Genomic DNA, 26,420 nt, shown 5'->3' on the forward strand with positions numbered 1-26,420 from the left:
AGCATCCTTGCGTAGTGATCGTCGAGGGGACGAGTCACATCTTCGGCATCATCACCGAGTCGATGAGGTACACGTTGGCGTTGGCGACCTGCACGTTGCCGCACACGACGTTGGCGCCCTCGGCGGTGAAGTCCTCACCCGAGCCCTCCACGGTGATCATGTCCTTCGCGAGCGTCTCGTGCTCGCCGGCCACGTCCTCCGGGGTGAGGCGACCCGACACCACGTGGTGCGTGAGCACGGTGGTGAGCGCCTTCTTGTCCTTGAGGAGGGCGTTGAGGTCCTTCTTCGGGATCTTGGCGAACGCCTCGTCGGTCGGGGCGAAGACGGTGATGTCCTGCGCCGAGTTGAGCGTGTCGACCAGGCCGGCCTGGGTGACGGCGGCGACCAGCGTCTTGAGGAGCGGGTTGTTGGAGGCGGCGGTCGCGACCGGGTCGTCGGCCATGCCCTCGACGGAGCCCTCACCGGAGGTGGGGACGTCGGCGCAGGCGGGGCCGAACGGGCCGTCGGCCATCGGCTCCTCGGAGGGCGACTCCGACTCCATCGGGGACTCCGACGGGGTCGAGGACGACGTGGTGTCGTCGGAGGCGGTCGAGCTGGTGTCGTCGCCACCGCAGGCGGTGAGGCCCATCGAGGCGGTGAGAGCGATCGCGGCGAGCCCGATCGAGCGGTTCAGGATGGTGCGCTTCATGACTGTGCCCTTTCGTGGGGTTGGGCTCAGGTGCCCGTCTGTCATGGGGTGTTCGGTGCGGCTCTCCGAGCGGATGGGTCGATTTCCCCGAAATCTGCTCGAGCGATGAGTGACATAGGTCACTCACCGCTCGGGCAGGAGGGGGTAGGTGTCAGGTGATCGACACGGAGATCTCCTGGAGGCCGCTGGAGCCCTCCGGGAAGGGGGTCATCCGCGCAGGCGTCTGCACGTCGCCGTCCTTGTTGGTCGCGCGGCAGGAGATGAAGTGCTGGCCGGGCTCGGCGTCCCACTCGAAGAACCACTGCCTCCAGTAGTCGTCGTTGACCTGCGGCCCCAGCTGGGCGGGCTTCCACGCCTCGCCGTCGATGCGGACCTCGACCTTGTCGATGCCGACGTGCTGCGCCCAGGCGATGCCGCCGATGACGACCTTCCCGGACGAGGTCTCGGACAGGGGCTTCGGGGTGTCGATGCGGCTGGAGATCTTGATGGGGGCGTCGATCGCCCAGTCCCGGTCGGTCCAGTACGCCTGCTGGGCGTCGTACGTCGTCAGGGTCATGCGGGTGATCCACTTGCACGCGCTGACGAAGCCGTAGAGGCCCGGCACGACCATCCGCACCGGGAAGCCGTGCTCGCGCGGCAACGGGCCGCCGTTCATGCCGATGGCGAGCATCGCGTCGCGGCCGTCGGTGGCGACCTTCAGCGGCGTCGAGATGGTCATCCCGTCGACGTCGGTCGAGAGGATCTGGTCGGCCTTCGTCGCGTCGATGCCGGCCTTCGCCAGCACGTCGACCAGAGGTACGCCGAGCCAGCGGGCGCCGCCGACGTAGGGGCCGCCGACCTCGTTGGAGACGCACGTGAGGGTGATGTCGCGCTCGATGGTCTGCATCCCGGCGAGGTCGTCGAAGGTCAGCGTGACCTCCCGCTCCACGTCGCCGTCGATGGTCAGCGTCCAGGACTCGGCGTCCACGGTCGGGAGGGTGAGCCGGGTGTCGACGCGGTAGAACTCGCCCGCGGGGGTGCGCAGCGGGGTGATGCCGTCGTACATCTCCTCCAGGCCCTGCGGGAACGACGGCGCGGGGTCGGCGGCGGTCGGCAGGGTGACGTCGGTCCCGCGCAGGCGGTACGACGTCACCCAGCGGCCGGCTGCCCCCATGGTCAGCGCGGCCGCGGCCAGGCCACCGGTCGCCAGCACGACCCCGCGCCGGGTCGGACCTGCCTCTCCCGAGGGAGGTCCATCGGAACCCCGGTCGTCGAGGCGGTGCAGCCACGCCAAGGAGGCGGACGCGGCGACCGCTGCGACCAGGGCAGGTAGGAGGTCGAGCGGACCAGCGCTCGGACGGGTGATCGCGAGCACGCCGGCGACGGCGGCCAGGCCGACGACGACGAGCAGCCCGGCCGTCGGGCGCCGCGCGGCGACGATCCCGGCGGCGGCCGCGAGCAGCAGCACCACGACGGTGACCGAGCCGACCAGCACCAGCTTGTCGTTCGTGCCGAACTGCCGGATCGCGAACTCCTTGAGCGGCGTCGGCGTCAGGTCGATGACCGTCGAGCCGACCGCCAGAACGGGTGAGGCGGCGGGCACGGTCAGGGCCGCGACGAGGTGCGCGGCCGCCAGCCCGACGAGCGTGGCGAGCACGCCATAGGCGCCGTGGCGGGCCAGGTGCCACCTGGACGTCGGGGCGGAGGTCTCCATGGGTGGTGTTCGGAGCCGCGGGGTCTTCGGATCGGTCTCGGGGTAGTCCAGTGGCCAATGGTTGTCGGGAGGCCGTCCGGACGACCACTCGCCACTGGACTACCCCGCCGGGACGACCACTGGCCACTGGACTACGCACGGGGGTGCGGCAGGATGCCCCCATGACCGACGCCCCCGCAGAGCTGGTCCACTACGCCGTGTCCGACGCCGTCGCGACGATCACCCTCGACAGCCCGGCCAACCGCAACGCGCTGAGCCGCCAGCTGGTGACCGAGCTGTTCGGCCACCTCGAGCGCGCGGGAGCCGACGACGAGGTGCGTGCGGTGCTCATCGAGAGCTCCGGCAAGGTCTTCTGCTCCGGTGCGGACCTCTCCGAGGCGACCACCGAGGGCATGGAGGTCGGCGCCCGTCGCATCGTCGACCTGCAGCGGCTGATCGTCACGCTCGAGAAGCCCGTCGTGACCAAGAACCTCGGTGCGGTGCGGGCCGGCGGCATCGGCATCGTCGCCGCCGCCGACATCGCGGTCAGCGCCGACGACGCGACCTTCGCCCTCACCGAGGTCAAGCTCGGCCTGGCCGCCGCGATCATCAGCCTCACCGTCCACCACCGGATGAACCCGCGCGCCGCGTCGCTCACCACGCTCGGCGGCGAGGTGTTCACCGGCGCCGAGGCAGCGGCGTACGGACTGGTCACGAAGTCCGTGCCGGCCGAGCGCCTCGACGAGGAGGTCGCCGCGATCTGCGCCAGCCTCGCCACCGGCGCGCCGCAGGGGCTGCGCGAGTCCAAGCGGATCCTCAACGGCGACCTGGTCGCGCGCATCGACGTGCTGGGCGACGAGATGGCCACCACCAGCGCCCGGCTCTTCGCCAGCGACGAGGCGCGCGAGGCGATGACGGCCTTCCTCTCGCGGAAGAAGTAGCGCGGGGCTGCATCCACGGGGCGGCTCGGGGGCGAGAAGGGACTGAACCCTACCCGAGGAGACCGTCATGGCGATCGACGCCGCCCGCCCGCTCGCCCTGGTCACCGGTGCCGCCCGCGGCATCGGCGCCGAGGTCGCCCGCCAGCTCGCCGAGGCGGGGTACGCCGTCGTGGTGACCGCCCGTGACGGGGCCGCGGCGCAGGCCCACGCCGACGCGCTCGTCGCGGAGGGCCACGACGCCACCGCGATCGCGCTCGACATCGGCGACCCCGACAGCGTCGCCGCCCTCGTCGACGCGCTCGGCTTCCGCGCGCTCACCGTCCTCGTCAACAACGCCGCGGCCTTCGCCGACTGGACCGAGACCGCGACGACCGCCGACCTCGAGCAGGCGCGCGCGGTGATGGACACCAACCTCTTCGGCGCGTGGCGGGTCGTCCAGGCGCTCCTGCCGGCCCTCGCGCGGGCCGGCTCGTCCCGGATCGTCAACGTGGGCAGCGGGTCGGGCTCCCACGGCGACCCGCAGTTCGGGCTGCCGACCAACCCCGCCTCGGCCAGCTATGCCGTCTCGAAGGCGGCGCTGCACGCGCTCACCGTGAAGCTGGCGACCGAGCTGCGGCCGTCGGGCGTGCTGGTCAACGCCGTCGACCCCGGGCTCACCGCCACGGCTCCCGGGATGGAGGCGATGGGCGCTCGACCGGTGCCCGACGGCGCCCGCAGCGTGGTCGCCGCTGCGCTGCTCCCCGACGACGGCCCGACCGGCACCTTCACCCGCGACGGCGAGCCCCTCCCGTGGTGAGTGCCGCGCAGACCGGCGCCGGGCGCGACCTCGACGGTGCCCGCATCGCCGTCGTCGGCGCCACCGGGGTGCTCGGCTCCCTGGTCGCCGAGGAGCTCGCCCGCCGCGGCTCGCGCCTGCTGGTCGTGGGCCGGGACCCCGACCGGCTCGCGACCCTCGACGTCGGCGTACCGGTGGAGGCGGACGTCGGTGACGCAGCCGCAGGCACCGCGGTGGCAGCCGCGGCCCGCGAGCACCTGGGCGGGCTCGACGGAGTGGTCAACGCGGCCGGGGTCGTCGCCTTCGGGCCGCTGGCCGACACCCCGGACATCGTGGTGGAGGAGCTGTTCCTCACCAACGTGATTGGTCCGCTCTTCCTCCTCCGGCGCCTCCTGCCGCTCCTCGAGGAGTCCGGCGGCTTCGTGCTGCAGGTGAGCGCCGTGGTCGCCGAGCGGCCGATGGCGGGGATGGCTGCCTACTCCGCGAGCAAGGCCGCCCTCAGTGCGTCGGCGACGGCCCTGCGCCTCGAGCTGCGGCGACACGGCGTGCAGGTGTACGACGTCCGGCCGCCGCACACCGAGACCGGCCTGGCGGGACGACCGCTGTCCGGCGTCGCGCCCCGGCTCCCGCAGGGCCTCGCCCCGCATCTCGTGGCGGCCCGGATCGTGGACGCCCTGGCCGTCGGGCAGCTGGACGTCGGCGCCGGGGACTTCGCGTGACCCCGGGCGCCGACCTCACGGCCGGCTGCGCGCGACGCTCCGCACGAGCTCGGTGGTGGCGAGGCCGAGGTAGGTGTCGACCGGCGGCGTGCCCACCGCCGCGCTGAGCGTGGCGCACTGCGTCGGGTCGAGGGCCAGGGTGCAGGCGGCTCGTCGCCGGCTGTGAGGCGGGGCACGAGGAAGACCGCGCCGAGCACGACCAGCACGGCCACGGCCCCGGCGGCCCAGCGTCGTACCGCCCGCGTCTGCTCGTCCACCCGACCTCCTGCTCCCATCCAAGCGGACGGGTCCGTGACAGGTCGGGTTCCACGGATTTCCGGTAAGTCGGCGGTCCGGTAGGTCCGCCGGTACGCTTGACGGTCCTGCCCGCCGGGAACGGGCAGCAGTGGTTCGGGGGATGAGGAGCAGGTGTGAGCGAGGAGCTCGAGGCGCGGGAGATCGCGGCGGAGCAGCAGTACGTCGACGAGGTCTACGTCCAGCTCGAGGCGTCCACCCGGAGTGCGAAGGCGCTCGCGGCAGAGGGACACAGCCGCGGCAAGCTGGAGCACGAGGGCGGTCTCGTCGAGCGCGACGCGATGGTCTTCCAGGCCGCCAAGCGGATCGCGCAGCTCGACGCCGCGCACGAGGGGCTGGTCTTCGGCCGGCTCGACCTCGACCCGTCCATCGACGCGCTGCCGCGCTACATCGGCCGCATCGGCGTGCGCAACGAGGACCGCGACGTGCTGCTGATCGACTGGCGCGCGCCGGCCGCCGGCGTGTTCTACCAGGCCACCGCCGCGACCCCGCAGGGCGTCGTACGACGTCGGGTCCTGCGCTCGCTGCACCGCACCGTCATCGGTGTCGAGGACGAGCTGCTCGACCAGGAGGCCGAGACCGACCTCCCGATCGTCGGCGAGGGCGCGCTGATGGCGCAGCTCTCCCGCGCCCGCGACCGCTCGATGCACTCCATCGTCGCCACCATCCAGGCCGAGCAGGACAAGGCGATCCGCGCGCCCGGCAAGGGCGTCGTGTCGATCTCCGGCGGCCCCGGCACCGGCAAGACCGTCGTCGCGCTGCACCGCGCGGCCTTCCTGCTCTACTCCGACCGTCGTCGCTACGAGGGCGGCGGCGTGCTCGTCGTCGGCCCGAGCGGTGTCTTCATGCGCTACATCGAGCGCGTGCTCCCGAGCCTCGGCGAGACCGCCGTCGCGCTGCGCTCGCTCGGTGAGGTCGTCGGCGGCGTCCGCGCGACGCGCCACGACGAGCCGGCGGTCGCCGACGTCAAGGGCGCCACGAAGATGGCCGAGCTGCTGCGCCGCACCGCGCGCCAGCACGCGCCCGGCGCGCCCACCAGCTTCCGCATCTACTGGCGCGACGAGACGATCGTGCTCGACCCCGGCCTGCTCGGCCGGCTGCGCCGCCAGCTGATGTCGCAGGGCCGCCGCAACCGCCAGCTCCCCCGCGTGGCCAAGACCCTGCTCGACGCGATGTGGCGCCAGGTCACCGGCGAGCGCGGCAAGGAGCGCGGCCGCGAGGCCTTCGACGACGACATGCTCGGCCACGAGGGCTTCGTCGAGTTCGCCTCCGCGTGGTGGCCGCCGCTCGACGCGCAGACCGTCTTCGGCTGGCTGCGCGAGCCCGACTTCCTCGCCCGCGTCGGCGAGGGTGTGGTGACCCGCGAGGAGCAGCTGCTGCTCCTGAAGTCGTGGTCGTCCGGCGACCTCTCCATCGAGGACGTGCCGCTGCTCGACGAGCTGCGCTACGCCCTCGGCGACGTGCCGCAGCGCACCGACGACGAGCGCGACCTCGACGAGACCGGCCTCCTCGAGGGCGGCGTCGACCTCCAGGAGCTGACCACCATCTCCGAGCGGGAGTACGCCCCGGGCGGGCGCCAGTGGGCCCCACCCACGCACCGCATCGAGGACGACGGCTACGCCCACGTCCTGATCGACGAGGCGCAGGACCTCACGCCGATGCAGTGGCGGATGGTCGGGCGCCGTGGCCGCACCGCGAGCTGGACGATCGTCGGCGACCCCGCGCAGTCCTCGTGGCCCGACGCCCCCGAGGCCGCCGCGGCCCGCGCGGAGGCGCTGGAGGGCAAGGAGCTCCACGAGTTCCACCTCTCCACCAACTACCGCAACTCGGCCGAGATCTACGCCTTCGCCGCCGACTACGCCCGCCGGGTCGGCCTCGACGCCGACCTTCCCGACGCCGTACGACGCACGGGCGAGGAACCCCTCGTCGTCGGCCCGGTCGACGACCTCGAGGGCGCGGTGCGCTCCGCGGTCACGGCGATCTCCGACCGCGTCGAGGGCACGGTCGGCATCGTGGTGCCGGTCGCCCGGCGCTCGGAGGTCAACGCCTGGCTGGCGTCGTGGCCCGAGCACGCCGACGACGCGGCAGGTGCCCGCGCGGCCGTCGACTCGAGCGTCACGCCGAGCGGCGAGGACCGCATCGTCGTACTCACCGGGCTCGACACCAAGGGTCTCGAGTTCGACGGCATCGTCGTGGTCTCCCCGCAGGAGATCGAGGACGAGTCGGCCACCGGCCGGGCCACGCTCTACGTCGTGCTCACGCGTGCGACGCAGCTGCTGACCACGGTCGGCTGACCCGCGTGGATTCACGCCGTTGTTGGTCGCGGCACGTAGCATCTCGGACTCACGGTCAGGTCAGCTCGCACACTTCGGGAGGGTGATGTCCCCGCTCACGCGCCCCCTCGGCCTCCTCGTGGCGCTCCTGACGCTGGTCCTCGCGCACGGCAGCCCTGCCCAGGCGGGCCTCGCGTCGGGTGACTCCGCCGACTCCGACCCGGACCCCACCTGGGGCTGGGAGACGGTCTTCTACGACGGCTTCGACGGGCCGGCCGGTGTGTGGCCCGAGCAGTGGCACAACATGCTCTTCACCAACGGCGCGGCGCAGAACGGTCTCGGCCAGCTCGAGGTCGGCCACCTCTCGCAGATCCGCACCAACACCGGCTGGACCCTGCCCGCCGGCACGGAGGTGCGGGTCACCGCCGCCCTCCTGATGCCCGACACCGGCAGCAACTACGCCGCCTTCTGGGTGCAGCACCCCAACGGCATCGACCCGCGCGAGGTCGACGTGATCGAGAGCTACGGCCCGCTCAAGCCCGCGGGCGCCCAGCTCGCCACGCACATCTGCTACGACGACCAGCCCGAGACCGCGATCAACGCGTGCGCCTCGACCGGCCGGCCGCCGGAGACCATCCCGGTCACCCAGACCTTCCCGGCCGGCTCCGAGCCCTGGTCCACCTTCTGGCGCTACTCCGCCGACTTCACCATCGGCGGCGACACGGTGCAGTTCTCCGCCAGCGACACCGCCGGCAACCGCCCGTACGACATCAGCTCCACCCCCGACGCCCGCCGCGTCCCCGGCAACGCCGCCCCCTTCCAGCTCCGGCTCTCCAACAAGGACGTCCTCCCCCAGTACGCCGTCCCCGGCGGCACCCGCCAGAGCATGCTCGTCGACTGGGTCACCGTCGAGGTCAAGTACCCGTAGGTCTCCCTCCCGGCCCGCCTGGGGATTCACCGGATATCCGGTGATTCCCTCCACTGTGTGGTCCTGGTGACGCGCCATCCACGTCACCAGCACCGCACTGTCGCTGGAGGCTCCCCTGCGAGGCGCCCTCAGTCCACCTCCGGGTCGGGCAGGACCGGACCGGCCGCGGCGCTCGGGCGGCCGAGGCCGGCGACAGCGCCGAGCACGAGCAGGATCCCGACCACGGCCGCCGGGCCCAGCGCCTCGTGGAGCACGACGGCAGCGACCACCGCGGCGGTCACCGGCTCGATCAGCGAAGCAGTCACCGCGGTGCTCGGTGCGACGACGCGGAGGCCGGAGTAGAGGAGGACGTAGGCGAGCGCCATCGTCAGCACGCCGAGGTAGAGCAGCCACGCCAGGGCTGCGACGTCGGTGGTCCCGCGGGCGCCGTCGACGAACGCGAGGCACGGCAGCAGCACGGCAGCCCCGACCAGGGTCATGCCGCTCGTCAGCACCAGCGGCGACGACGTACGGCTGATGGAGCCGCCGGCCACGGTCGTCAGGGCGTACGTCGTCCCGGACGCGATGGCGAGCACGACGCCCATGACCGGGGCGGGGCCGGTCGAGGACTCGTGGCCCGCGACGCTGACGAGCACCAGCCCGGTGAGTGCCGCGACGAGCACGGCCAGGCGGCTGGATGCGGGGGCGCGGCGGTGGCGTACGGATTCCGCGACCGTCAGGAGCACCGGCGCGAGGCCGAGGCTGACCACGGTCGAGACGGCCACCCCGACCTGCGTGACCGAGACGAAGTAGAGACCCTGGTAGGCCGCGGTGCCGGCGCCGACGGCGAGCAGCTGGCGCGGCTGTGACAGGGCGAGGTCGACCAGCTCGCGCCCTCGACGCGCGACGAGGAGGGCGACCAGCAGGACGGCGGCGGCGAGGGCCATCCGCCACGCGCTGATCGTCACGGGGGAGAGGTCGTCGTGCTCACGGATCAGCTGCACGGCGAGCCCACCGGTGCCCCAGAGCACGCTGGCGGCCGCGACCTCGACGAGGCCGCGCAGGTGGGACCGCGACCCCTCGCTCATGAGCCGGAGTCTGTCAGCGCCCGACCGCAGATGTGGATCGCCGTGGTGGGCTGAGACACCCGGCCGGGCGGCCGGCCGCCCGCCGTAGGGTTTCGGCCATGACCGAGACCACGCCTGTCCGAGACCTCCTGGAGCAGATCCAGGGGTTCGGTGCGTGGGCGGTCATCCGGCGCAAGGCCGCACCCACCGCAGGCCTCATCGGCGGCACCCCGCACGAAGTGGCCAGCCTGCTCGACATCCCCCTCGAGACCGGTACGCCGGAGCCCGGGCGCAGCGCCGACCGTCTGGTCGCCGTGCCGTTCCGCCAGGTGAGCGAGCGCGGGTTCGCCGCGATCGACGACGGCACCCCGCTGACCGTCGTCGACATCGAGGCCGAGCACGAGGTGGGCGTCGACGACCTGCTCGCCGCGCTGCCCGACGTGCCGGTCGAGTTCGCCGACCGCGGCGGCTTCGCGACCGACGACGACGACTACGGCGAGGTCGTCGAGGCGATCATCCGCGACGAGATCGGGCAGGGCGAGGGCGCCAACCTCGTCATCGGTCGCCACTACCGCGCGGTCGTCGCCGACTGGGACGCCACGAAGGCGCTCACCGTCCTGCGCCGGCTCATGGAGCGCGAGCGCGGGGCGTACTGGACCTTCTGCTTCTTCACCGGCGAGCGGTTCCTCATCGGCGCCAGCCCCGAGCGGCACGTGTCGGTGCGGCAGGGCGACGTCCGGATGAACCCGATCTCGGGCACCTTCCGCGTCGCCGAGCGGGCGGGTCTCGATACGCCGTCACTCGTTCCTCGCGACGCCTACTCGACCAGCTTGAAAAACCGGCTTCTGGACTTCCTGGCCGACGAGAAGGAGATCTTCGAGCTCTTCATGGTCGTCGACGAGGAGCTGAAGATGATGTGCGACATCTGCCACGAGGGTGGCCAGGTGCTCGGGCCGTTCCTCAAGCCGATGACGCACCTCATCCACACGGAGTACCTCCTCGCTGGCCGCTCCCACCGCGACCACCGCGAGATCCTGCGCGACACGATGTTCGCCGCGACCGTCACCGGCGCGCCGGTCGAGAACGCCTGCCGGCTGATCGCCGACTACGAGCCCGAGGGGCGCGGCTACTACGGCGCCGCGCTCGCGCTCTTCGGCCGCGCGCCCGACGGCACGCCCACGATGGACAGCCCGATCCTGATCCGCACGGCCGACGTCTCGCCGTCCGGTGAGCTCAAGGTGACCGCCGGCGCCACGCTGGTGCGCGACTCCGACGCGGCCTACGAGGTGGCCGAGACGCGCGCCAAGGCGGGCGGCATCCTCAGCGCCTTCGGGCTCGCGCCGGCCGCCGGCTCCGACGGCACCGACATCGCCGACCTCGCGCGCGACGAGGACGTCGTACTGGCGCTGGGCGGTCGCAACCAGCGGCTCTCGCGCTTCTGGCTGACCGACCAGGCCGGCGAGCCCGCCGACCCCGGGCTGGCCGGCAAGAGCGTCGTGATCCTGCACGGCGAGGACGACTTCGTCAACATGCTCGTCCACGTGCTCGGCGTCTTCGGCATGACGTCGCGGGTGGTGCGCCACGAGGACTACGCGACCGGCGCCTTCGACGGCGCCGACCTGGTGATCGTCGGCCCCGGCCCGGGCGACCCGCGCGAGGGCGACCACCCCAAGATCGCGTCGTTCCGCCGCGCCGTCGACGACCTGCTCGCCTCGGGCCAGCGGTTCCTCGCAGTGTGCCTGGGCCACCAGACGCTGTGCCAGCGGCTCGGGCTCGACCTCGGCTACAAGGACGTCGTCTTCCAGGGCACGCAGTCGCCGGTCCGGCTCGACGGCCGCACCGAGCGCGTGGGCTTCTACAACACCTTCGTCGGCCGGGTGCCGTCCGACGGCTCCCTGCCCGAGGGGGTCGTCGTGGAGGCCGACGAGGCCACCGGCGACATCCACGCGATCACCGGCCCGCACTACCGCGGCATCCAGTTCCACGCCGAGTCGATCCTCACCGAGAACGGGTACGACCTCCTCCACCGCGCCGTGCGCGACCTGCTGACCTGACCCCTCCTGGTGGTTGAGGTGTGAGGAGCGCCAGCGACGAGCCTCGAAACCCCCCTTTGCTCGGTCGTGGTTTCGACACGCTCGCCTCGCTCGCTGCTCAACCAGCGGTGGCGATGGGCTAAAGTCGAGTCAAACGGTCGACATTGATGCGGCGCGGGATGCAACCGATCCGGTGTCCGTGACGTCACCCTGTGTAGGCCGGCTCGGGACATGACGGGGGAGACGTGCGACATCTGAAGCGAGCGCTGGCAGGCGTGTGCCTGCTCGGGCTGGTGGCCTGCGGCGGCACCGGCCCTACAACGACGGGCGACGACGTGCGCCCGCCGCGCGAGACCGGCCGCGCCGCGCCTGTCGCGGACCTGCAGCCGGCGGCCCGGAAGGCCGGGCAGCCCAACATCGTCGTGGTCATGCTCGACGACTTCTCGATGGACCTCGTCCAGACGATGCGGTCGGTGCAGAAGATGCGCAAGACCGGTGCGAGCTACCCGTACTCGTTCGTGACCGACTCGCTGTGCTGCGTCTCGCGGTCGAGCTTCTTCACCGGCCAGTACCCCCACCAGACCGGCGTACGCACCAATACGTCCAACAACGGCACCTCGATGCTCGGCGGCTGGCCGGCCTTCGACACCCATGGCAACCCCGAGCGGTCGTTCAACGTGCGGCTCCAGGAGGCGGGCTACACGACCGGCTTCGTGGGCAAGTTCCTCAACGAGTACGAGTGGGTGCCGGGCCGCGCGCTGCCGCCCGTCGTGCCGGGCTGGTCGACCTTCAACACTGTCTTCGGCTCCGCCTACGACGGCTGGGACTTCACCAGCACCACGGTCACCGACGGCCGCCTCCAGATCCAGGACCACCCCGCGCCGCCGGCGTCGGCGAGCAACGCGGCCAAGGACAAGGCGTACGCCGGCACGGTGATCGGCGACCTGGCGATGGACTTCCTGGCCAAGGGCGAGGCGGCCGACGCGCCGTACTTCCTCGAGGTCGCGGTCTACGCCCCGCACAACCGCACGCAGCCGCAGGGCCACTACCCCGGCGACCCGCTCTTCCCGCCGATGTTCCGCGACCGCACGGGCGAGCGCAGCTGCGGCCGGGTGGCGTGCAGCAAGCTCACCGTCGCCGACCTCCCCGGCTACGGCGACGGGCGCGCCGACAACGTGCCGCGGAGCGCGAAGGGCAAGAAGCTGCGCGCCTGGAACACCTCCGCCACCCTGCCCTCGGCGGTCGCGGTGCGCGACCTGCGCGACCGCGCGCGGATGGCGCAGTCCGCCGACCGGCTCGTGTCGAAGATCCTCAAGTCCGTCGGCCCCGACACCTACGTCGTGCTCACCTCCGACAACGGCTTCCACCTCGGCCAGAACGGCATGGCCCGCGGCAAGGGGACGCCGTACGACACCGACGTGCGCGTGCCGCTGCTGGTCACCGGCCCGGGCGTGGTGCCCGGCAAGCGTCGCGAGGTCGCCAGCAACATCGACCTCGGACCGACCTTCGAGGAGCTCGCCGGTCTCCCGGCCCCGGCCTACCGCAGCGGCGCCTCGCTCGCGCCGACCTTCGCCCAGCCGAAGCTGGTGCGACGCTCCTACGCCTTCCTCGAGCACACCCAGCAGACGCTCACCGGCGGCGACCCCGACGCGCCCTTCACCGGCTCGGAGCTCGACCGGATCCCGTCGTTCACCGCGGTGCGGAGCCGGACCGCGCTGCTTGCGCGCTTCGACCTCGACCCGCGCCCGGGCAAGACGAAGTGGGGCTACGAGTTCTACAGCTACCGGCAGAGCCGCTTCGAGAAGCGCAACACCTTCACCCAGCCGAAGCGGCGCCAGGAGGTGGCGCTGCTGAAGGCGAAGCTGAACGCCTTCGACGGGTGCCGCGAGAAGGCCGATCAGGCGGTCTCGGAGGCGTGTCGACTCCTGACGCAGTAGGCCCGTCAGTGAGTAGCCTCGGCGCGTGACGCCGGACGTGATCGTGGTCGACCACCACGACTCCTACACGTGGAACCTGGTGCACCTCGTCGCCGCCGTCACCGGCACGCTGCCCCGCGTCGTCCAGCACGACGAGGTCGAGCCCGACGAGGTGCTGCGGCACTCGCACGTGGTGCTCTCGCCCGGCCCGGGCCACCCGGCCTCGCCCGTCGACTTCGCGGTCGGCACCGAGGTGCTGCGCGCCGGGTCCCGCCCCGTGCTCGGGGTGTGCCTGGGCATGCAGGGCCTCGTGACGTCGTACGGCGGCACGGTGGCGCGTGTCGACCCGGCGCACGGGGAGGTGGCCGCCATCCGGCACGACGGGGCCGGTGTCTTTGCCGGGCTGGAGCAGGGCTTCGCCGCCGTCCGCTACCACTCGCTCGCGGCGGTCGAGGTGCCGGAGAGCCTGGTGGAGACGTCGTGGACCGAGGACGGCGTCGTGATGGGCGTGCGCCACTGCGACCTCCCGCTCGAGGGCGTGCAGTTCCACCCCGAGTCCATCCTCTCCGCCCACGGCGAGGCGATGGTCAGGAACTTCCTCTCATGACTGACGACCCGGTCTCCTTCTTCACCTCGGTCGCGGCCGAGCACCCGCGGTGCTTCTGGCTCGACGGCGGCGGCGCGCGCGAGTGGTCGGGGCGCCGCTCGATCATCGGCTGGCTCGACGAGGACGACGTCTCGCTCACCTTCTCGGCCGCCCGGCGCGAGGTGCGCGAGTGGTCCGGCGGCTCGTCGACGGTCGTCGGCGACGACGTCTTCGCCGTGCTCGAGGACCGCATCGGCGCGGGGGAGCAGTGGTTCGGCTACCTCGGCTACGCCAGCCGCACCGACCTCCCGGCCGCGCCCGATCCATTGCTCCCCGACGCGGTCTGGATGCGGCCGTCGGCGGTGCGGGTGTTCGAGCACGCCGCTTCGGAATCCCCGGCTGACCGGGGATCGCTGAACTTGTCGGCCCGTGCACGGCCTGACAAGTTCAGCGAGAGCCTGACAACCCAGTACGCCGCCGCCTTCGCGGCCGTCCAGGAGCACCTCCACGCGGGCAACTCCTACGAGGTCAACCTCACCCACCGGCTGGCCCGCGAGGCCGACCTCGACCCGGTGTCGGCCTACCTCCGGCTGCGCGAGCTCAACCCGGCGCCGTACAGCGGGTTCCTCCAGCACGACGTCGACGGCGCCCGCGCGTGGCTGCTGTCGAGCTCGCCGGAGAGGTACGCCCTCATCACCCCCGACCGGCACCTGGAGACCAAGCCGATCAAGGGCACGACGCCGCGCGGCGAGACGGCGGAGGAGGACGAGGCCCACCGGGTCCGGCTGGCGAGCGACCCGAAGACGCGTGCCGAGAACCTGATGATCGTCGACCTGCTCCGCAACGACCTCTCCCTGGTCTGCGAGGTCGGGTCGGTCGAGGTGCCGGCGCTGATGGAGGTCGAGTCCTACGAGTCGGTGCACCAGCTCGTCTCCACCGTCCGCGGTCGGCTGCGCGACGACGTCAGCACGGTCGCGGCGCTGCACGCGCTCTTCCCCGCGGGCTCGATGACGGGCGCGCCCAAGCTGCGCACGATGGAGATCATCGAGGAGGTCGAGTCGACCCCGCGAGGCGTGTACGCCGGTGCGTTCGGGTGGATCGGCGGCGACGGCCCGGCGGACCTGGGCGTCGTGATCCGGTCGCTGATGACCGACGGCAGCGGCACCTGGACCCTCGGCACCGGCGGGGGCATCACGGTGAAGTCCGACGTCGCGGAGGAGTGGGCGGAGTCGGAGTGGAAGGCCGAGCGGCTGCTGCGGGTCTTCGACAATCCTCCCGCCGCTGGTTGAGCCTCGACCACGCCGCCGATTGAGCAGCGAGCGAACCACACCCGCTGGTTGAGCAGCGAGCGAAGCGAGCGTGTCGAAACCAAGGCCCTCGGTTTCGACACGGGCTCGTTCCTCGCCCTGCTCAACCAGCGGGGGTGCTGCTCAACCAGCGGGGGAGGGGGCTGCTCAACCGGCGGGGTGCTGCTCAACCAGCGGGGGCGTCGACGGCCACCCGGGGCAGCCAGAGCGAGAAGCGAGCGCCGCCGGAGGGGGACTCCGAGACCTCGATCCGGCCACCGTGACGGTCGACGACCTGGCGCACGATCGCCAGCCCGAGTCCCGAGCCGGGCATCGCGCGTGACTCCTCGGAGCGGAAGAACCGCTCGAAGACGTGCGGCCGGTCGGACTCCGCGATGCCGGTGCCCTCGTCGTCGACGGTGAGCACGCCCTCGGCCAGCCGGACCGTCACGGTGCCTTCGGGCGGGCTCCACTTGCCGGCGTTGTCGAGGAGGTTGGTCACCGCCCGCTCGAGGCTGCTGGAGTCGCCGACGACCGGCCAGTGGTCGAGCTCGAGGTCGAAGGAGATGCCCTGCGCGCGGCGGCGCACTCGGGTCACGGCCCGCTCGACGACCTCGGCGAGGTCGACCTGCGCGACGACGCGCGTCATCGGCTCGTCGCGGGCCAGCTCGACGAGGTCGCCGACGAGCGCACTGAGCTCCTCGATCTGGCCGCGCACGTCGTCGAGCAGCTCGAGCCGTGCTTCGGGCGGCAGCGCCGTGTTGCCCTCGGCCTGGCGGAGCAGGTCGAGGTTCGTGCGCAGCGAGGTCAGCGGCGTACGCAGCTCGTGGCTGGCGTCGGCCACCAGCCGACGCTGCCGGTCGCGGGAGGCGCCGAGGGCCAGCAGCATCTGGTTGAAGGCGGTCGCGAGTCGGGCGACCTCGTCGTCGCCCTCGACCCGCAGCGGCGTGAGGTCCTCGGTGACGGCGATCCGCTCGACCGCGGAGGTGAGCCGTCGTACGGGCCTCAGGCCGCTGCGTGCCACGATCCAGCCGGCCATCAGTGCGGCCAGCACGCCGAGCGCGCCGAAGACGAAGAGGACGCCGCTGAGCTTCTCGAGCGTGCGGTCGTTGGCGGTGAGCGGCTGCGCCAGGATCAGCGCTGTCCCGCTCCCGGCCTGGACCGTCGCGACGCGGAACCGCTCGCCCTCGTCGGTGACCAGGGTGCGTACCGACGAGTCTGACTGCCCCGACGCGACGTCGAGCTCGGGCCGGCCGATGGCGAAGTGCGGGACGTCGTCGCCGGTCATGCCGCGACCCTCGGCGGTGATGAAGATGATCCGCACGTCGGCGGCGCCGAGCATCCACGCCGGCGCGCCCTTGGCGGTGATCTCCGACAGGGTCGTGAAGGCGGTCGCCTTGTGCGCGCGGTTGAGCAGCGACTCGTCGAGCGAGCTCATCAGCTGCTGGCGCATCACAATGAACGCGGTGAACGCCATGATGGCGATCGAGATGCCGAGCGCGAGCGTGGTCAGCACCGCGACCCGCGAGGCGAGCGACCTCCGGTAGTGCCAGCGGCCGTCGGGCCACGTGGAGGCTGGCATCACGACTCCTTGAGCACGTAACCGACGCCTCGCACCGTCTGGATCAGGCGCGGCTCGCCCTCGGCCTCGGTCTTGCGGCGGAGGTAGCCGACGTAGACCTCCAGCGAGTTCGCGCTGGTCGGGAAGTCGTAGCCCCAGACCTCCTCGAGGATGAAGGAGCGCTCGAGCACCCGGCGCGGGCGCCGCAGGAACATCTCGAGCAGCGTGAACTCGGTGCGGGTCAGCTCGATCGGCCGGCCGCCGCGCGAGACGTCGCGGCTCGAGACGTCCATGGTGAGGTCGCTGAAGGTCAGCACCTCGCCCTCGGCGTCGGGGTCGGGCACGACGCGGCGCAGCAGCGCCCGCAGCCGCGCGAGCAGCTCCTCGAGGGCGAAGGGCTTGGTGAGGTAGTCGTCGGCGCCGGCGTCGAGGCCCTCTACCCGGTCGCCGACCGCGTCGCGCGCGGTCAGCACCAGCACGGGTACGTCGTTGCCCGCAGCCCGCAGCGCACGCGTGGTCTCGATCCCGTCGAGGCGCGGCATCATCACGTCGATCACCACGACGTCGGGGTGGTTCGCGCCCAGGGTCACCAGCGCCTCGGCGCCGTCGGCGGCCAGCGCGACCTCGTAGCCGTTGAACTCCAGCGACCGGCGCAGCGAGTCACGCACGGCGCGGTCGTCGTCGACGACGAGCACGCGGGGTCGGGTGTCGTTCACAGCGCAAGGATGCCAGCCACGCCTGAGCAGATCCTGAACGTCGAGTGCGCAGCCCCGCGGCGACTACGACGGGTTGAGCACTCGACTCACGCGTAGCGCGCTGCGACCGCCCCGGCCCGGGCGCCGTACCCGCCGCCGAACATGCAGGCGTGCACGAGCAGCGGGAACAGCTGGTGGATGCCGAGCCGCTCCTCCCAGCCCTCGGTGAGCGGGGTGGCCTCGTCGTAGGCCGCGACCACCCGCTGCAGGTGGGTGAGGCCGAAGAGGTGGAGCATCGCCAGGTCGACCTCGCGGTGGCCGCCGTGGGCGGCCGGGTCGATGACGTGGATGGCGAGGTCCTGGCCCCAGAGGCAGTTGCCGTTCCAGAGGTCGCCGTGCAGCCGGGCGGGCTGCTCGTCGGGCAGCAGGTCGGTCAAGCGGCTGACGACCGCCTCGACGGAGGCGGCGTCCTCGTCGGTGATCGCGCCGCGGTCGCGGGCGAGCTTGAGGTAGGGGAGGACCCGGCGCACGGCGTAGAACTCCGGCCACGAGCCGGCCGTCTTGTTGGGCAGCGGGAGCTTGCCGATGAAGCCGTCGTGGTCCAGGCCCCAGCCGTCGGCGCCTGCCGCGTGGGTCGTGGCGAGCTGCTGGCCGAAGGTGGTGGCCGCCTCGACCGGCGTCTTGGGGCTCTGCTCGACCCACTCGAGGATCACGCAGTCGCTGGCCGCGCCGAGCACCTCGGGCAGCGGCACGCCGCCGTCGACCTCGGCGAGCCAGCGCAGCCCGGCCGCCTCGGCCTCGAAGAACCCCTCCGGGGCGTGCGGCAGCGTCTTCATCAGCGCGGTCTGCCCGGTGGACAGGCGCAGCCGGGTCGCCGTCGCGATGTCGCCGCCGGCGACCGGCGAGGTGGCCACCACGGACGCGCCGAGGAGCTCCTCGGCGCGCTTGGCGACCAGCGGCTGGCGAGCCATCAGGCGGGCTCCTCGGGCGCTGCCTCCAGCGCACCACCCACCGCGGACACGATCGCGTCGCTCGTGCGCTCGACCATCGCCAGCACCTCCTCGAACCCGTCGGCCCCACCGTAGTACGGGTCCGGTACCTCACCACCCGGATCGACCGGATCGAGGTCCCGGAACAGCCCGACCCGCTCTGCGCGACCACCGACGTCGGCCAGGTTGGCCTCGTCCATCACGAGGACCAGGTCGTACGCCGCGGGCCAGGAGGCGTCGTACTGCTGCGCGCGGTGGCGGCTCGGGTCGTAGCCCGCGGTGCTGAGCGTGGCGGCGGCGCGGCGGTCCATCGGGTTGCCGACGTGCCAGCCGCCGGTGCCCGAGGACTCGACCTCGACCCGGTCGTCGAGCCCGGCGTCGGCGAGCCGGCTCTCCAGCACGACGTGCGCCATCGGCGAGCGGCAGATGTTGCCCAGGCACACCAGCGCGATGCGGTAGCGGCCGGGCGTGCGGGGCTCGGGGAGCCGCACGCGCCTCAGTCCCGGGCCGGCAGGGCCGTCCGGACGCCCCAGCCGACGATGGTGACGATGATGGCGCCGACGAGCGCGTTCCAGAACCCGTCGACGTGGAAGCCGAGGTCGAAGGCGTCGGCGAGCCGGGCGGTCAGCATCAGCATCAGCGCGTTGATCACCAGCAGCAGGAAGCCCAGCGTCAGGATGATGAACGGCAGCGAGAGCAGCTTGATCACCGGCTCGATGAACGTCGACACCAGGCCGAGGATCAGCGCCACGAACAGCAGCGGCACGATCTTCTCCTGGAGCTCGGCCTGCCCGTTCTTCGGCCCGTCGAACCAGATGCCGTCCAGCAGCTGCGCCGCCACGGCCAGCCCGGCGGCGTACGTCAGCAACCACGTCACGAAGCGCATGGAGGTGACCCTAGCCAAGCCGCGTGTGCTCGAGGCCCCCGCCGGTTGAGCAGCGAGCGCCAGCGAGGACCCGCCGGTTGAGCAGCGAGCGCCAGCGAGCGTGTCGAAACCAAGGGCCACCGGTCACCTCGGTTTCGACACGGGCGCCGGGGCGCCCTGCTCAACCAGCGGTGGGTGGCTACCCTCGCCGACGTGGTGACGATCGGCGGGACGGGCGTGATGGTGCTCGGCGCGCTGCTCGCCGGCGTCGTGGCCGCGCTGCTCGCGCTCGTCACCCGGCGCTGGCTCGGCACCGCCTCCGCCGTCGCGGTCGCCGGGCTGCTGTGGTCGCTGGTGGCCATCGCCCTGGTGACGCTCGTGCCGACCCGGCCCGACGTCGGGGTGGTGCCCGCCGAGGGCCGCAGCGAGACCTGCTCGTGGGACTACGGCGGCCCGTCGGGCACGACGTTCGAGGTGCTCGGCCTCGACCAGCGCACGCTCAACGTGCTGCTCTTCGTCCCGGCCGGGCTGTTCCTCGTGCTGGCGGTCGGTCGCTGGTGGGCGGGGGTCGTGCTCGCGCCCCTCGGCCTCGGCGTGCTGGCGGCGTACAGCCTCGCGATCGAGTTCACCCAGCTCCAGCTCGCCCGGCTCGACCGGGCGTGCGACGTCACCGACATGGTCGACAACGTCCTCGGCGCCGGGATCGGTTTCGCGATCGGCGTCGTGCTGCTGCCGGTCGTGAGGCCGTGGCGGGGCCGGAGACCAACGCGCACCTGAGCGTGTGTTTCGACGTGCCGTCGCGACCTCGTCCCTCGGTCGCGGGCGTGCTCAACCTCCTCACCCACGCCGGACGCTCGTGCCTCGCGCCCAACTAGGGTTCGGACATGACCTCTCCTCAGCCGCGACCGAACGTGCTGGCCATCCCCACCTACGTCGCCGGCAAGCCGCCCGTCGCCCAGCCCGGGCTGACGTCCTACAAGCTCTCCTCCAACGAGAACCCCTACCCGCCGCTGCCCGGCGTGCTGGAGGCGGCGACCGAGGCGGCGGCGCAGATGAACCGCTACCCCGACATGGGTAGCACCGCGCTCTACGCGGCCCTCGGCGAGGCGATGGGCGTGCCGGTCGAGGACCTGGCCGCGGCCACGGGCTCGGTGGGGCTGATCTACCAGCTGGTCAACGCCTTCTGCGAGCCCGGCGACGAGGTCGTCTACGCCTGGCGCTCCTTCGAGGCCTACCCGATCGCCGTCACCGCCGGTGGCGCGACGAGCGTCCAGGTGCCGGTGACCGCCGACGGGCGCCACGACCTCGACGCGATGGCCGCCGCGGTCACCGACCGCACCAAGGTCGTCATCGTCTGCACGCCCAACAACCCGACCGGCCCCGCCGTGACGCAGACCGAGCTGGACGCCTTCATCGCGAAGGTGCCGCCGCACGTGCTGGTCGTGGTCGACGAGGCCTACCTCGAGTTCGTCCGGATGGACGACGCCATCGACGGCGTCGCGACCTACCGCGCGCATGACAACGTCGTGCTGACGCGCACCTTCTCCAAGGCCTACGGCCTCGCCGGCTTCCGCGTCGGGTACGCCGTCGGGCCGGCGCCGCTGGCCGGCGCGCTCCGCGCGGTCTCGCTGCCGTTCGGCGTCAGCCACGTCGCCCAGGCCGCCGCGATCGCCTCCCTCGAGGCTCAGGACGAGCTGTTCGCGCGGGTCGCCGACCTCGTCGAGCGGCGTACCGACCTGCTCGCGCGGTTGCGCGAGGTCGGTTGGGACCTCCCCGAGGCGCAGGGCAACTTCGTGTGGTTCCCGCTGGGCGACCGGGCCCTCGACTTCGCCGCCGCGTGTGGCGAGGTCGGCATCTCGGTGCGCCCCTTCGCCGGCGACGGCGTGCGCGTCAGCATCGGCGAGTCCGAGGCCTTCGACCGCGTCGTCGAGGTGGCCGCCCGCTTCGCGCCCCAGTGATCCCCGGCTGACCGGGGATCGCTGAACTTGTCAGGCCGTGCACGGGCCGACAAGTTCAGCGAGAGCCTGACAAGTCCCGCTCGGGAGGCGCTGGGTCGGCCGGCGCGCGGTCCATCTGCCGGAAGGACGCCAGCCGGGTCGGGGCCATCGTCGTGATGAAGTACGCCGCCCCGGCCACGAGCAGCGCCGGCGAGAGGCCCAGCCCGGCGACCGCGAGGCCGCCGAGCACGCCGCCGAGGGGCATCAGGGACCAGCAGATCGCGGTGTTGAGCGAGGAGACCCGGCCCATCAGCGGGGCCGGGATCCGCTCCAGGATCACCGCGCCGAGGATCGGGTTGAGGAAGCCCGACGCGATGCCGGCGACCACCGTCACCGCGAAGACCGCCCACACGGGCGACTCCAGTGCCATGGCGACGAAGCGCGGCGCGCCTGCGATGAGGAACGCGATGACGTAGGTCCGGAAGCGCGGCAGCGTCTCGCCCCACCGCGCGGCCGCCAGCGCGCCGAGCACCGACGCGCCGCTCATCACCGCGAACAGCGTGCCGAGCACGGCCACGCCGGCGCCCGACTCCTTCGCCCAGACCGGCGCGAGCACCGCGGTGTAGGCCTGGTCGACGAGATTGGTCACCGCCACCATCGCGCAGATCGCGACGAGCACCGGCTCGGTGCGCAGGAAGTCCCAGCCCTGCCGCAGCTCCTGGGCGTACGACGTCGGGTCGGCCGCGACGTCGGGCGGGACCGGCCGGCCCAGGCCCGAGGTCGCGATCCCGAAGACCACGAACGAGACGAGGAACGAGGCGGCATCGACGTAGAGCGCGTTGGCCGCGCCGACCGAGGCGACCAGCACGCCGGCCAGCGCGGCGCCCGCCATCGACGAGGTGCGCTCGATGGCGGCGGCGAGTCCGGAGACCCGTTCGAGCGAGTAGCCGGCAGTGCGGGCGATCTCGGGGCTCATCGCCGCCTTGCCGGCGTCGCCCGGCCCGCGCAGCGCACCGGCGACCGCGACCAGGACCAGCAGCGCCGGGAAGGTCAGCAGCCCGTGGTGGTGCAGCAGCGGGATCGAGGCGACCACGAAGGCCGACAGGAGGTCGCAGGTCAGGGTCACCCGGCGCGGCCCGACACGGTCGAGCAACGGCCCGCCGAGCGCCTTGAACAGCACCAGCGGCGTGATCTCGGCGGCGGCCACGAGACCGGTCTGCGTCGCCGAGCCGGTCGTCGACAGCACGAACCACGGGATCGCGATCATCGAGATCCGGGTGCCCACGAAGGAGATGCCCTCGGCGACGAGCCCGCCGACGAGGGGGCGGCGCGTGGTCACGACTCGCCCCACTGCTGGCCGGGACGCACGAAGGCGTTGATGTTGACCACGAAGGGGGCGGCGTCCGCGTCGTCGGAGTCCTCGACGTCCTCGATCACCGCGACGAGTGCCTGGGTGAGCGCCTGCGCCTGGGTCGGGGTGACCCGCACCTCCCAGTCGCTGAGCGTGCCGACCGTGCCCCACTCCTCGGGCAGGAAGGCCATCTCCGAGACCGCCGCGCGCATGCGGTCGGCGTACATCAGTGCGACGGTGCTGAGGTAGGCCTCGACGTCGCTGTCGACGACGCCCTCCTCGCGGAAGTCGGTGCGCGTGCTCTCGTGCGCGGCCTTCCACCACCGGTCGCGCGCGTTGCCGCGCTCGGTGTCCTCGACGATGAAGCCGTGCTGCGCGAGCTGGCGCAGGTGGTACGACGTCGCGCCGGTGTTGAGGTCCAGGCGCTGCGCCAGCGTGGTGGCCGTCGCCGGCCCGTCGCCGCGCAGGAGCGTCAGCATCCGCAGCCGGACGGGGTGGCTCAGCGCGCGGAGGCCGGCGATGTCGGGCGTGATCGAGGAGGCCATGGCCCGAGGCTACGACTGCAAAGAGTCATTTGCAAACACTTCTTTGCAGAACTAGGTCGACATAGTCCAGTGGCAAGTGGCTGTCCCGGAGGCGGATCGACGACCATCGGTCACTGGACTACCTGGGATCGACGACCATCCGCCACTGGACTACCCCGAGAGGCGGACGACCAGGCAGGGCCCGCCCTCGTAGATCCCGCCGTCGATGTCGAGCGCGAGGCCGTCGGCGTACAGCCGGGGCTCGTCGTAGGAGTCGCAGGGCTCGTCGAAGAGGTCGCCGATGATGCTGTGGCCGTGGACGATGCGGTGGCCGCCGAGGCGGTCGAGGAACGCGCGGGCGACGGCTGCGCCCGAGGGTCCGGCGTACTCGTGGCGCTGCCCCAGCCGGACGAGCACGTCGAACCACGCGACGGGGTCGTCGCCGGCCAGGGCCTCGCGGACGGCGGCGTTGATCTCGTCGACCGAGCCGCCCCACTCGAGGTAGCCGACCGTGTCGGAGTGCATCAGCAGGTGGTCGCCGTCGCGCCCGATCGCGGGCAGGCCGGCCAGCCAGGCGAACAGCTCCTCGTCGATCCCGGCCTGGTCCGTGGCCAGGCCGCCATTGCGCTCCCAGATGGAGGAGAAGGTCCGCACGACCCCGCGGTGCACGACCTCGGCATCACCGAAGAGGCGGGTGCCCAGGGCGATGACCTCGTGGTTGCCGAGCAGCGGGAGCACGGCTCCACCGGCGGCTGCGGCCTCGTCCACGAGGCGTCGTACGAGCGCGATCACGCCCAACCCGTCGGGTCCGCGGTCCAGCAGGTCGCCGAGCACCCAGAGCCGGGCGTCACCGCCGGACCAGCGGTTCCCCGCATCGACGAGCCCGGCGGCGTGGAGGGCGGCGGTCAGCTCCGCGAGGTGGCCGTGGGGGTCGCTGGTGGCGAAGGTCGCGGTCACCGTCAGACCGTACGCCGCAAGGCACCGTCGCTAGTGTTTGAAAGGTGAACGACACCGCGAGCTACGCCACGCACGGCGAGTCCTTCGAGCGCGACATGACCTACCTCCCCGACCGGATCCTGGCCGGGGAGGCGTCGGCCGACCCGCTCGACGCGGAGTTCCCCAGCGGCTCCAAGGACAGCCCGCGCGACGTCCCGGTGTGGTCGGTGGAGCCGGGTCGCTACCGCCTGGTCGCCGCCCGCGCGTGCCCCTGGGCGCACCGCTCGATCATCGTCCGACGCCTGCTCGGGCTCGAGGACGTCCTCTCCTGGGGAGCCCCCGGTCCGACGCACGACCAGCGGAGCTGGACCTTCGACCTCGACCCCGGCGGCCGCGACCCGGTGCTCGGCATCGAGCGCCTGCAGGAGGCCTACTTCGCCCGCCAGCCCGACTACCCTCGCGGCATCACCGTGCCGGCGATCGTCGACGTCGAGTCCGGCCAGGTCGTCACCAACGACTTCCCGCAGATCACCCACGACCTCTTCTTCGAGTGGCGCGACCACCGGCACCCCGACGCCCCGGACCTGTGGCCCGCCGACCTCCGCGCGGAGATGGAGCCGGTGATGAAGCGGATCTTCACCGAGATCAACAACGGGGTCTACCGCTGCGGCTTCGCCGGGACGCAGGAGTCCTACGAGGAGGCCTACGGCCGGCTCTGGGCCGCGCTGGACTGGGTCGAGGAGCGCCTCGCCGACCGCCGCTACCTGATGGGCGAGCGCATCACCGAGGCCGACGTGCGGCTCTTCACCACGCTCGTACGCTTCGACGCGGTCTACCACGGCCACTTCAAGTGCAACCGCAACAAGCTCACCGAGATGCCGCACCTCTGGGGCTACGCCCGCGACCTCTTCCAGACGCCCGGCTTCGCCGACGAGGTCGACTTCGACCAGATCAAGAAGCACTACTACGTCGTCCACGAGGACATCAACCCCACCGGCATCGTGCCCGCCGGGCCTGACGAGTCGGGCTGGCTCACGCCCCACGGTCGGGGCTGATCCTCAGCCTGTCGGCGGCGGGGTAGTCGGGCTCGTCGGCGGAGGACTGGGCGTCGGTGTCGGTGTGGGCGTCGGTGTCGGGCTCGGCGGCGCCGTCCACGCGGGCCCCTGGCCGAAGCGCGCCAGCCGCGGGCCGTCCTTCGTCCAGCGCAGGCGGGCGAGGTAGAGCACCCGGTGCCCGCGGCCGAGCGTGTCCGCGTGCGAGGAGTACGACGACTCGCACGGCCCGTTGACCCCGTCGCAGACCCAGCCGTGGACGAACAGCCGGTTGGGCGTGGTCGCGACGTAGTCGGCACCGCCCGGCCCGCAGATCCCCGTCGACGCCTGGTCGAGCAGCACCCGCTCCGGCGCCGTCTGCCAGCCCTTGCGGACCGAGGCCGACGCGCGCCACACGGTGCGGTAGCCGCAGCGCCCGAAGTCGCCGCGGCTCAGCAGCAGGTGGTGCCGCCCGCCCGCGTCGACCAGCTCCGGGTTCTCCACGACGCCGGGGTCGCGCAGGATCGCGCGGCTCGGCCCGGCGGCGCGCAGCCCGCTGCGGGTGAGTCGCACCATCCGGATCGAGGACGGCGTGCCCTGCGTGCGGTAGAGCAGGAACCGCCGCCCGTCGGGAGCGACGTAGGACGACGGGTCGATGACGCCTCGGCGCGGCAGCCCCGCCTCGGTGGGTACGACGTCGCTGGCGGCGACGGTCGCGGCCCCCGCCGGGCACGCGAGGGGCTGGGAGTGCAGCGGCGTGAACGGGGTCGCGAGGTCGGGCGAGGTGGCCACCCCGATGCAGCGGTCGGTGAGGTTCGGCAGCCCGGTGACCGGGACGGAGTAGTAGGCCAGCCAGGTGCCGTCGGGCGCGCGCTCGATCTCCGGTGCCCACACGTCGCCGTTGCGCGCCCACAGCGGCCGCGAGTCGAGCAACGGTGCGCCGGGCACCCAGCCGCCGTACTCCTGCGCGCTCGTGCTGGTCCCGCCGCGCCAGCCGGTGCCGGCCGCGAACCACCGGGTGCCGTCGTGGACCACCGACGGGTCGGCGAGCGGCTGCTCCCAGAAGAGCGGGCGGGGCGGGAAGGTCGTCACGTCGGCCCGGGAGACGGGCGAGGAGGTGCCGAGCGCGAGCGCCGCAACGGCGACCGCGAGCAGCCCGCGGGTCAGGTCTCGCATCGCTCGCACCCCCGGTTCGGCCGTCTCGGCAGGCCGTCAGGCTACGTCCGGTCTGGTCCGGTGGGCCGCTGATCGGCACGCGTCGTCCAGAAACCGTCAAGCGTCCCCGCACGCTTGCCCAATCTTCGCGCAGGGGTCTTTTCGTCTGCCCCTGCGATCCCGATGCTGTGCGGAGAGCGTTCGCGGAGAGCACGGGGG

At 72.5% G+C, this 26,420-nt stretch carries 24 protein-coding genes; 12 read left to right on the forward strand and 12 right to left on the reverse strand.

The genetic code is table 11. The features are described from left to right. Nucleotides 1-34: 34 nt before the first annotated feature. Entirely contained in the window at nt 35-688 is a 654-nt protein-coding gene (locus J2X46_RS11405; protein ID WP_310250327.1) for a fasciclin domain-containing protein, read from the reverse strand. Nucleotides 689-839: 151 nt separating this feature from the next. Continuing rightward, nucleotides 840-2,381, reverse strand: a complete 1,542-nt coding sequence (locus J2X46_RS11410) for a molybdopterin-dependent oxidoreductase (protein ID WP_310250328.1) — start codon at nt 2,379-2,381, stop codon at nt 840-842. A gap of 161 nt (nt 2,382-2,542) precedes the next feature. Between J2X46_RS11410 and J2X46_RS11415 the strand changes: the two genes are divergently transcribed. The 5 genes from J2X46_RS11415 to J2X46_RS11435 all read left to right on the forward strand — a co-directional run bounded on the left by J2X46_RS11415 (nt 2,543) and on the right by J2X46_RS11435 (nt 8,290). After that, nucleotides 2,543-3,301, forward strand: a complete 759-nt coding sequence (locus tag J2X46_RS11415) for an enoyl-CoA hydratase-related protein (protein ID WP_310250329.1) — start codon at nt 2,543-2,545, stop codon at nt 3,299-3,301. A gap of 67 nt (nt 3,302-3,368) precedes the next feature. Next, complete coding sequence (locus J2X46_RS11420; RefSeq protein ID WP_310250330.1) at nt 3,369-4,097, forward strand: SDR family NAD(P)-dependent oxidoreductase; 729 nt, start codon at nt 3,369-3,371, stop codon at nt 4,095-4,097. After that, nucleotides 4,094-4,795 (forward strand): SDR family NAD(P)-dependent oxidoreductase, encoded by a 702-nt coding sequence (locus J2X46_RS11425; protein ID WP_310250331.1) that lies wholly within the window; start codon nt 4,094-4,096, stop codon nt 4,793-4,795. The genes J2X46_RS11420 and J2X46_RS11425 overlap by 4 nt, the downstream gene beginning before the upstream one ends. Before the next feature lie 410 nt (nt 4,796-5,205). Continuing rightward, nucleotides 5,206-7,383, forward strand: coding sequence for a UvrD-helicase domain-containing protein (locus J2X46_RS11430; protein ID WP_310250332.1), 2,178 nt, complete (start codon nt 5,206-5,208; stop codon nt 7,381-7,383). 82 nt (nt 7,384-7,465) lie between these two features. Continuing rightward, a complete protein-coding gene (locus J2X46_RS11435; protein ID WP_310250333.1) occupies nt 7,466-8,290 on the forward strand; it encodes a hypothetical protein in 825 nt (274 codons plus the stop codon). Nucleotides 8,291-8,418: 128 nt separating this feature from the next. Here J2X46_RS11435 and J2X46_RS11440 read toward each other — a convergent pair whose 3' ends face one another. Then, nucleotides 8,419-9,357, reverse strand: a complete 939-nt coding sequence (locus tag J2X46_RS11440; RefSeq protein WP_310250334.1) for a DMT family transporter — start codon at nt 9,355-9,357, stop codon at nt 8,419-8,421. A 98-nt stretch (nt 9,358-9,455) separates the two neighbouring features. Here J2X46_RS11440 and J2X46_RS11445 point away from each other — a divergent pair, with 98 nt between their 5' ends. From J2X46_RS11445 to J2X46_RS11460, 4 genes are all read left to right on the forward strand, one after another. Continuing rightward, nucleotides 9,456-11,390, forward strand: a complete 1,935-nt coding sequence (locus J2X46_RS11445; RefSeq protein WP_310250335.1) for a chorismate-binding protein — start codon at nt 9,456-9,458, stop codon at nt 11,388-11,390. 224 nt (nt 11,391-11,614) lie between these two features. Then, a complete protein-coding gene (locus J2X46_RS11450) occupies nt 11,615-13,306 on the forward strand; it encodes a sulfatase-like hydrolase/transferase (protein ID WP_310250336.1) in 1,692 nt (563 codons plus the stop codon). A 25-nt stretch (nt 13,307-13,331) separates the two neighbouring features. Further along, on the forward strand, nt 13,332-13,892 hold the full coding sequence (locus J2X46_RS11455) for an aminodeoxychorismate/anthranilate synthase component II (protein ID WP_310250337.1): 561 nt from the start codon (nt 13,332-13,334) through the stop codon (nt 13,890-13,892). Then, entirely contained in the window at nt 13,889-15,160 is a 1,272-nt protein-coding gene (locus tag J2X46_RS11460; RefSeq protein WP_310250338.1) for an anthranilate synthase component I family protein, read from the forward strand. Before J2X46_RS11455 ends, J2X46_RS11460 begins: the two co-directional genes overlap by 4 nt. A gap of 184 nt (nt 15,161-15,344) precedes the next feature. Here J2X46_RS11460 and J2X46_RS11465 read toward each other — a convergent pair whose 3' ends face one another. From J2X46_RS11465 to J2X46_RS11485, 5 genes are all read right to left on the reverse strand, one after another. Next, a complete protein-coding gene (locus J2X46_RS11465) occupies nt 15,345-16,739 on the reverse strand; it encodes an ATP-binding protein (protein ID WP_310250339.1) in 1,395 nt (464 codons plus the stop codon). Further along, on the reverse strand, nt 16,739-17,434 hold the full coding sequence (locus J2X46_RS11470; protein WP_310250340.1) for a response regulator transcription factor: 696 nt from the start codon (nt 17,432-17,434) through the stop codon (nt 16,739-16,741). Before J2X46_RS11470 ends, J2X46_RS11465 begins: the two co-directional genes overlap by 1 nt. An 86-nt stretch (nt 17,435-17,520) precedes the next feature. Next, nucleotides 17,521-18,384 (reverse strand): fructosamine kinase family protein, encoded by an 864-nt coding sequence (locus J2X46_RS11475; RefSeq protein ID WP_310250341.1) that lies wholly within the window; start codon nt 18,382-18,384, stop codon nt 17,521-17,523. Continuing rightward, the gene (locus J2X46_RS11480; protein WP_310250342.1) at nt 18,384-18,893 is read right to left on the reverse strand and encodes a low molecular weight protein-tyrosine-phosphatase; all 510 of its coding nucleotides are present in this window, start codon (nt 18,891-18,893) and stop codon (nt 18,384-18,386) included. Before J2X46_RS11480 ends, J2X46_RS11475 begins: the two co-directional genes overlap by 1 nt. A gap of 5 nt (nt 18,894-18,898) precedes the next feature. Then, a complete protein-coding gene (locus J2X46_RS11485) occupies nt 18,899-19,288 on the reverse strand; it encodes a phage holin family protein (protein ID WP_310250343.1) in 390 nt (129 codons plus the stop codon). Nucleotides 19,289-19,462: 174 nt separating this feature from the next. On the opposite strand from J2X46_RS11485, the gene J2X46_RS11490 reads away from it, so the two are divergent. Together J2X46_RS11490 and hisC are read left to right on the forward strand one after the other, a co-directional pair. After that, nucleotides 19,463-20,044, forward strand: coding sequence for a VanZ family protein (locus J2X46_RS11490; protein WP_310250344.1), 582 nt, complete (start codon nt 19,463-19,465; stop codon nt 20,042-20,044). Nucleotides 20,045-20,151: 107 nt separating this feature from the next. After that, on the forward strand, nt 20,152-21,225 hold the full coding sequence (gene hisC / locus J2X46_RS11495) for a histidinol-phosphate transaminase (RefSeq protein ID WP_310250345.1): 1,074 nt from the start codon (nt 20,152-20,154) through the stop codon (nt 21,223-21,225). 55 nt (nt 21,226-21,280) lie between these two features. Here the strand turns inward: hisC and J2X46_RS11500 are convergent, their stop codons facing one another. The 3 genes from J2X46_RS11500 to J2X46_RS11510 all read right to left on the reverse strand — a co-directional run bounded on the left by J2X46_RS11500 (nt 21,281) and on the right by J2X46_RS11510 (nt 24,036). Further along, the gene (locus tag J2X46_RS11500) at nt 21,281-22,543 is read right to left on the reverse strand and encodes an MFS transporter (RefSeq protein ID WP_310250347.1); all 1,263 of its coding nucleotides are present in this window, start codon (nt 22,541-22,543) and stop codon (nt 21,281-21,283) included. Beyond that, a complete protein-coding gene (locus J2X46_RS11505) occupies nt 22,540-23,100 on the reverse strand; it encodes a helix-turn-helix domain-containing protein (protein WP_310250349.1) in 561 nt (186 codons plus the stop codon). Before J2X46_RS11505 ends, J2X46_RS11500 begins: the two co-directional genes overlap by 4 nt. A 150-nt stretch (nt 23,101-23,250) precedes the next feature. After that, nucleotides 23,251-24,036, reverse strand: a complete 786-nt coding sequence (locus J2X46_RS11510) for a metallophosphoesterase (RefSeq protein ID WP_310250351.1) — start codon at nt 24,034-24,036, stop codon at nt 23,251-23,253. Nucleotides 24,037-24,080: 44 nt separating this feature from the next. Between J2X46_RS11510 and J2X46_RS11515 the strand changes: the two genes are divergently transcribed. After that, nucleotides 24,081-25,070: a glutathione S-transferase C-terminal domain-containing protein gene (locus tag J2X46_RS11515; protein WP_310250353.1), complete on the forward strand. Its 990-nt coding sequence runs from the start codon at nt 24,081-24,083 to the stop codon at nt 25,068-25,070. 3 nt (nt 25,071-25,073) lie between these two features. On the opposite strand, the gene J2X46_RS11520 is transcribed toward J2X46_RS11515, so the two are convergent. Continuing rightward, nucleotides 25,074-26,222 (reverse strand): family 43 glycosylhydrolase, encoded by a 1,149-nt coding sequence (locus J2X46_RS11520; protein ID WP_310250355.1) that lies wholly within the window; start codon nt 26,220-26,222, stop codon nt 25,074-25,076. Nucleotides 26,223-26,420: the final 198 nt, after the last annotated feature.

Origin of the sequence: Nocardioides sp. BE266 (assembly GCF_031457855.1) — a bacterium.
GTDB lineage: Bacteria > Actinomycetota > Actinomycetes > Propionibacteriales > Nocardioidaceae > Nocardioides.